This is a genomic window from Enterobacter cloacae complex sp. P12RS (genome assembly GCF_014895875.1).
GTDB lineage: Bacteria > Pseudomonadota > Gammaproteobacteria > Enterobacterales > Enterobacteriaceae > Enterobacter > Enterobacter bugandensis.
In genome coordinates, this window is the sequence record NZ_JADBQO010000011.1 from 1 (window position 1) to 6,685 (window position 6,685).

The 6,685-nt window shown below is 53.0% G+C and carries 6 protein-coding genes, 1 tRNA gene and 1 pseudogene; 2 read left to right on the top strand and 6 right to left on the bottom strand.

All coding sequences use genetic code 11. The annotated features are described in order from the left end of the window. Positions 1 to 309: 309 nt before the first annotated feature. The 6 genes and pseudogenes from IM284_RS09225 to rraB all read right to left on the bottom strand — a co-directional run bounded on the left by IM284_RS09225 (position 310) and on the right by rraB (position 5,292). Positions 310 to 831 (bottom strand): hypothetical protein, encoded by a 522-nt coding sequence (locus IM284_RS09225; protein WP_047367019.1) that lies wholly within the window; start codon positions 829 to 831, stop codon positions 310 to 312. A gap of 820 nt (positions 832 to 1,651) precedes the next feature. Beyond that, a pseudogene (locus tag IM284_RS09230) lies at positions 1,652 to 2,896 on the bottom strand (tyrosine-type recombinase/integrase); the annotation flags it as partial. Positions 2,897 to 3,118: 222 nt separating this feature from the next. Next, positions 3,119 to 3,203, bottom strand: a tRNA-Leu gene (locus tag IM284_RS09235). Between the two features lie 104 nt (positions 3,204 to 3,307). Further along, positions 3,308 to 4,030, bottom strand: a complete 723-nt coding sequence (locus tag IM284_RS09240; protein WP_047367018.1) for a hypothetical protein — start codon at positions 4,028 to 4,030, stop codon at positions 3,308 to 3,310. A gap of 30 nt (positions 4,031 to 4,060) precedes the next feature. Further along, complete coding sequence (gene miaE / locus IM284_RS09245) at positions 4,061 to 4,819, bottom strand: tRNA isopentenyl-2-thiomethyl-A-37 hydroxylase MiaE (RefSeq protein ID WP_047367017.1); 759 nt, start codon at positions 4,817 to 4,819, stop codon at positions 4,061 to 4,063. A 47-nt stretch (positions 4,820 to 4,866) separates the two neighbouring features. Continuing rightward, positions 4,867 to 5,292 carry a ribonuclease E inhibitor RraB gene (gene rraB, locus IM284_RS09250; RefSeq protein WP_003862940.1) on the bottom strand — a complete coding sequence of 142 codons (426 nt, stop codon included), beginning with the start codon at positions 5,290 to 5,292 and terminating at the stop codon, positions 4,867 to 4,869. Between the two features lie 99 nt (positions 5,293 to 5,391). On the opposite strand from rraB, the gene IM284_RS23340 reads away from it, so the two are divergent. Further along, a complete protein-coding gene (locus IM284_RS23340) occupies positions 5,392 to 5,487 on the top strand; it encodes a hypothetical protein (RefSeq protein ID WP_214539770.1) in 96 nt (31 codons plus the stop codon). Next, complete coding sequence (gene argF, locus IM284_RS09255) at positions 5,457 to 6,461, top strand: ornithine carbamoyltransferase (protein ID WP_047367016.1); 1,005 nt, start codon at positions 5,457 to 5,459, stop codon at positions 6,459 to 6,461. Before IM284_RS23340 ends, argF begins: the two co-directional genes overlap by 31 nt. The last annotated feature ends 224 nt before the right edge of the window (positions 6,462 to 6,685 follow it).

Here is a 6,685-nt window from a genome sequence, read left to right on the forward strand (position 1 = left end):
CAATTAGTCTTTGTTATACTTTAGGCCTAGCTGATTTGAGATTATAGAATGTAATACCTAAATCTCGTTTTATACTAGGTTAATGTTTTTACTGTCAGGAAGTTAATTACAATTATGAGCTTGCATGATTTTCTAAAAAACATAATAAGTGAGTGGTTCATTTGCAAGGATGCTTACTATTTGTAACGCATTATGAGGAGCCACCTGTCGCGCAAAGAGCTGTATCGTTTCAATATCAGAACGATACTAATATCTCGCAAGAAAGATGGCTTCGATTTCTATCGATAGATTGAGATCACGTCCGCTTTCCTATGCATCTGATACATGTCGGGAAAGTTTCTGGAGCTTAATAACAAACACCTCCCAGTTAAATGCACATATAGCACCTAGTGACATGTATCCAATTTTAACGCTGGTTTGCCCAACAGTTGGGCTAGCACCACCACTTAGCACCATTATCCCACTGTAAAGCAAACAAAAAATTAGTACACCGATGATAATCGAAAGAACAGGAGCCATGAGATACCCCCAGAGGTGGTCAATATCAAGTGTTTTCTCTACGGCTGCATATTTATGCAGTGACGTGATTCCTAAGATAGCCCCACCAAGCAGAGCTCCTGAAATGGTAAAAAGAGCAAGCTTAATTTCCGTTACGGCAATGAATTCATTAGATAACGATAAAAGAACAGTAAGATAACTAAAGTCGTCCGCCCATGACATAAACAGGTATTTTAGAGAAAACAGTGAATAAGTCATGATATAGCAAAAAATAAGGAAAGATAAAGTTAATCGCGCCCAGCTAAAAACCTTTGGGGATGTTTCTTCGTCCAAAATACAACTCCTTCATCTGTGTTTGTAGTAGTCAACTAAAACTCGCCACCACTTTAGATTTTTTTCAGTATCAGTTTTCCAATTCGTGGTGGTAACTTACTAAAAAATCCATGCAACTTTCGCGAACAGTAATTCCCGACGAACCAGTCTTTGTTCACATTATACGCATCCCGCTTAACCGAACCATTAGTTTTAGAGAGTCTCAAAAACCTTGTTCAGGTATCCTTCAAAGCCAGAGTTTGCTCCTCGCGCATAGCGGATGGTCAAATTTAACCACTCATAGGAGGACTAAGCCATAGCCAATATTTTTAGGCTATACAAATGCTAGGGTACTTTGTTCCCATCATAAACAACCCTGCCCAAGAAAGGGCAAATACCAACATTCCCCCTACACCCCTAACTCCACCTCATCCTGCGCCGCCATCAGTACCAACTCTGACTTTGAAATCAGCAAATCTTTCGGCTTCCCACCTCTCAACCTGCGGTTTGCCGAACCGAACCAGATAGCCAGCCCCCACGGTGTTTTGCGTTCCTTGAACAGCGAGAGTATCAACCTGACAACCTTGAGAGGCCGCGCTTTCTCATCCAGAACATAATCCGGATACAAATCCTCCCCGTCGACCTTCAGCGAGAATATCTTCCCGGCCGCTTTCCAGCCTTTCGGGCCAGCATCAGGATCGGCGGAACGAAAACCCGCTTTTGCCGATAACTCAGACGCTGTCAGCCATTCCGAGTCGGCCAGTATTCTGGCTTTCAGCTCTTCTAGCTGCCGGTCATTGCGCTCCTGGAAACTCATATGGTCGAGTGCGCCTCCCGGCGACTTTTTGAAGCCATACGGCACAACATGCCTGAACCGGTTTGCATCCAGATAATCGGCCCACCACTGCATCATCTCCTGGCGCTCTTCGAGATGCTGCGCCTTATGGATATACGCCGCCCGCACGCGCTTACGCTCCTGATGGCTCATCTGGCGCTCTACCGCGTCGCTTGACCACAGGCCTGACTCCACCAGCGCGCTACAGGCCATAGTGCGAAAACCGTGGCCGCAGACGTCTTTCTGGGTGTCGTAGCCCATCACCCGCAGCGCTTTGTTGATGGTGTTTTCGCTCATCGGTTTGCGGTAATTGTGATCGCCGGGGAACACCAGCTCAGTTCCCGGTCTGCAATGCTGCCGCACCTCGTGCAGCAGTTCGATGGCCTGACGCGACAATGGAACCAGGTGTGGGGAGTGCATCTTCGCCCCACGCGCTGAATATTTAACGCCGGGGATCTGCTCACGCTCGGCGGGAATGGTCCACATGGCGTTACGCAGGTCAATTTCATCCCAACGGGCAAAGCGCAGCTCGCTGGAGCGGATAAACAGCAGCAGCGCCAGCTTTACCGCCAGTTGAGTCAGTTGACGGCCTTTGTAATCGTCGATTCTTTCCAGGAAATCAGGGATAAGATTCAGATCCAACGCCGGGTGGTGACGTACTTTGGGCGTAGAGACCGCCCCGGTTAAATCTGATGCGGGGTTATGATCGATAATGCCGTTCTGGACGGCGTAGCGCATCACGCAGGCAGTGCGCTGCTGAAGCCGGGAAGCAACATCCAGTTTGCCCGCTTTCTCCACCTCTTTGATGGGTACCAGCAGGTCTTTAACCTTCATTTTGGTGATGTCGCAATGACCGTTTGTAGGGAACACATAAAGCTCGAAGTAACGCAGCACCCGCTTCTTATGTTCCGCCGACCAGTTCACGTTACTGGTGACCCATTCGCGAGCCACAGACTCAAACGTGTGTTCCGGTGTTATAGCAAGGCGTTCAGCCTTTCGGTGTGCGCTCGGATCGATGCCGGAAATCAGCAGTAATCGGGCCTCTTCACGCATGCGTCTTGCCTGTGCAAGCGTCAAAAGCGGATAAGGGCCTAAAGCGAGCTTTTTCTCTTTGTTTACAAAGCGGTACTTGATGTACCAGCGTTTTGAACCGTTAGGGTTAACCAGCAGGTAAAGTCCATGCGAGTCACTGAGCTTATACGGCTTGCCACAAGGCTTGGCGTGGACTATAGCGCGATCTGTTAGTGCCATTTGGGGGCCTCACTATTATCGAACTACGTCTAAGCCCCCAATTTGGCCCCCAAATCGTGTGGATGTCAATGGATGAAAAATGACCAACACGGAAAGACCACAAAACAAATATGGTTATTGACGAAAAATAAATTACCTTTGAATTACAGACGGATATGGACGAATTTGGACGTAAATGGACACAAAAAAAGCCACCCTTAGGTAGCTAATTATTGCATCACTTGGTGCCGAAGGCCGGACTCGAACCGGCACGTATTTCTACGGTTGATTTTGAATCAACTGCGTCTACCGATTTCGCCACTTCGGCACTGAAGGGGATGCGGAAACGTTGTGGATTATACCTGTCGCGCGCCGCCATGCAAGCGACGACGCGCGAAACCCACTCTAAGTGCCCAAAAAACCAGCGCCCCTTCACTCCAGCTCAGACACCGCCAGACGAATCACCCCTGCCGCCTTCTGCTCCGGCAGCGCCAGCACCTTCGCCCACATATCCTGCACCATATCGCAGGAGAGCTTCTCTTTGCCCGCCGCCTTCTCCGGCATCTGCAACAGCTGGATGTCCTCGCCGTACTTATCGGCAAGTGCCTTCATAATCGGCCGCACATCCTCGACGGCAGCCTCGCGCTCGGCCGGGGTCACGGTGTGGCGGTTTTTGCCGTAGGCCGCGCGCATCATGTCGGCGTCGGCCTGCATGCGCCGCGCCATCAGGTCTTTATCCAGCATGCGCATCGGGTTGATGCCGCCCTTCACCATCGGGTAGAGGAAGCGGAAGCAGGCGTCGTCGCTCACCTTCTGGATGGCGGCGGTCTGCTCCATGTTGATGGTCATGTAGTTCACCACGTTGGCGTCCGGGGCGTTTTGCAGGCGCGTCATCTGCAAATGCAGGATCTGCGGCTGGATGGTGTCGATAATGTGCTGCTCCGGCTCGCCGGCCTTTTGCAGGGCGGCCATCTGGTCGAGGATGCGCTGATGCAGCACAGGCTCCTGCTCCTTGATCACCTGCCAGGCGGGCATCGCGTTAAGGGCGGTATCAATTTGCGCTTCCGGAGCGCGCTGCCTGTCGAAGAAGACCCAGAACGCCACGGCGGCAGCCGCGACAACAACAATGACCGTACTGATCCACGTTTTTTTCATCTCGCATCCTTATCCTTGCGTTATGCCGGTTTACACCGGCACGCCGCTGTGGAAGCGAAACTCGTGGTCCGGTGTCGAGATAAGTGTGGCTTCAATTTCGCCAAAATGCTGTATGCGCGGTGAGATATCGTCGTCGCTTACCTGCTGGGCCAGCGTCAGATAGTCCTGATAGTGTCGCGCTTCCGAGCGCAGCAGCGAGAGATAGAACTTCTGCAGGTCATCGTCGAGGAACGGGGCCAGCGCGGCGAAGCGTTCGCAGGAGCGGGCTTCGATGTAGGCGCCGCAGATGAGCTTGTCGATCAGCGTCAGCGGTTCGTGAGTGCGCACTTCCTTCAGCATCCCTTTGGCGTAGCGGCTGGCGGTGATTTTGACGTACGGAATGTCGCGGGCCAGCATCGCCTCGCGCACCTGCCAGAAGTGGTGCAGCTCCTCTTTAATCAGCAGCACCATGCTGTCGATGAGCGCCTGGCCCCACGGGTCGTCGGTTTTGGGCATTACGCTTTTGCCAATCTGCCTGTGCAGGGCGATGAAGTCCGGCTCCGGGCCGTCGCGAAAGGTGAACTGTTCGTAGGGTTTGAGCCAGTCGAGCAGCGCGTCGGCACCGCTTTCGTCGGCGACGTATTTGCGCACCAGCAGCAGCGCGGTCTGAGCGGCCTTGAGCTCGCATACCATATGGTCGGTGAGCAGCAGCGGCAGGTTCGCCGGGTCTTGGGCTTTATCAATCCATGCTTGCGGGGTCGGGCACTGGAGGAAGTTGAGTACGGGGGCAAGTATTTGCGGGTAATCCATGGTTCTGCCTTGAAAAAAGCGGTGGCGCGCGCCACCGCCTGAATCACTTAGTGACGCACGCCGTCGTCGTCTTCGTCGACGTAATCTTCGTCGTCGCCTTCTTCGCCGTCTTCACCGTTTGGATCTTCGAAGTAGGTTCCCCAGCCGTCGTACTCCACTTCAAACTTCTCGGCCAGGTTCATCAGCTGTTCTACCTGCGCGTCGATCAGCTCCGCCTTCAGCGCGCCTTCGCTCAGGATGTCGCAGCAAATGACGGTGTCGCCCTCTTCCACTTCCAGCTCTTCCGGCTCGGTCACTTCGTAACCCAGCTTGAAAGCTTCCACCGCCATTTTTTCCAGCGCGTCGAAATCATCCGCAGAGAAATGGTGCTCGATGGTGTACAGCGCGTCCGGATCGCTACCGTCTTCCAGCAGCTCTTCAATAATCAGACGCGTCTCTTCGCGTTGCTCTTCCAGTAATTCCGGGTTTGCCATGGCTCAATCCTCTTTAAAGTGCGGCAGATACTTCTATTTTCACACACGGACGGGTTTGCCTCCACCTTTGTTGGAAAGATTTGTGAAACGGGGTTGCAAATGAATAATTACACATATAAAGTGAATTTTAATTCAATAAGTGGCGTTCGCCATGTGAGGATAAAATGTCTGGTCTGTACAAGAAACACTTTCTGAAATTGCTCGACTTTACCCCTGCACAGTTCACTTCTCTGCTGACCCTTGCCGCACAGCTCAAAGCCGATAAGAAAAAGGGCAAGGAAGTACAGAAGCTTACCGGTAAAAACATCGCGCTCATCTTCGAAAAAGACTCGACCCGTACACGTTGCTCTTTCGAAGTTGCCGCATTTGACCAGGGCGCACGCGTCACCTATTTAGGGCCGAGCGGCAGCCAGATTGGGCATAAAGAATCAATTAAGGACACCGCGCGCGTTCTCGGGCGGATGTACGACGGCATTCAGTATCGCGGTCACGGCCAGGAAGTCGTCGAAACGCTGGCGCAGTATGCGGGCGTGCCGGTGTGGAACGGGCTGACCAACGAGTTCCACCCGACCCAGCTGCTGGCGGACCTGCTAACCATGCAGGAGCACCTGCCGGGCAAGGCGTTTAACGAGATGACGCTGGTCTACGCGGGCGACGCGCGCAACAACATGGGCAACTCGATGCTGGAAGCGGCGGCGCTGACCGGGCTGGATCTGCGCCTGGTGGCCCCGAAAGCCTGCTGGCCGGAAGAGAGCCTGGTGGCGGAGTGCAGCGCGCTGGCGGAGAAGCACGGCGGCAAAATCACCCTGACGGAAGACGTGGCGGCGGGCGTGAAGGGCACGGACTTTATCTATACCGACGTCTGGGTGTCGATGGGCGAAGCCAAAGAGAAGTGGGCGGAGCGGATTGCGCTGCTGCGGGGGTATCAGGTGAACGCGCAGATGATGGCGCTGACCGGCAACCCGAACGTGAAGTTCCTGCACTGTCTGCCCGCGTTCCATGACGACCAGACCACGCTCGGCAAGCAGATGGCGAAGGAGTTCGACCTGCACGGCGGGATGGAAGTGACGGACGAGGTGTTTGAGTCGGCGGCGAGCATCGTGTTCGACCAGGCGGAAAACCGGATGCATACGATTAAGGCGGTGATGGTGGCGACGCTTGGGGAGTGATTGGGTCCTCTGCGCGCTGGTGCCCTCACCCCGGCCCTCTCCCACAGGGAGAGGGAGAAAACCCTAAAAACGACAATAGCGTTATGGCCTGGCAGAAAAATATTTTTACTGCCGCTTTCTCAGATAGGCATTAACCATAATAGATATTTATATTTTTATTAACCATTATTTACTGAGTAGATAATGGTTAATATCAGGCCATTATCAATTACAAAATACCGTAT

Bases quoted from the DNA above. Each gene is read 5' to 3' on its own strand.
- IM284_RS09240 (WP_047367018.1), bottom strand. From the start codon at position 4,030: ATGAAAAAAACGTGGATCAGTACGGTCATTGTTGTTGTCGCGGCTGCC.
- miaE (WP_047367017.1), bottom strand. From the start codon at position 4,819: ATGGATTACCCGCAAATACTTGCCCCCGTACTCAACTTCCTCCAGTGC.
- rraB (WP_003862940.1), bottom strand. From the start codon at position 5,292: ATGGCAAACCCGGAATTACTGGAAGAGCAACGCGAAGAGACGCGTCTG.
- IM284_RS23340 (WP_214539770.1), top strand. From the start codon at position 5,392: ATGAATAATTACACATATAAAGTGAATTTTAATTCAATAAGTGGCGTT.
- argF (WP_047367016.1), top strand. From the start codon at position 5,457: ATGTCTGGTCTGTACAAGAAACACTTTCTGAAATTGCTCGACTTTACC.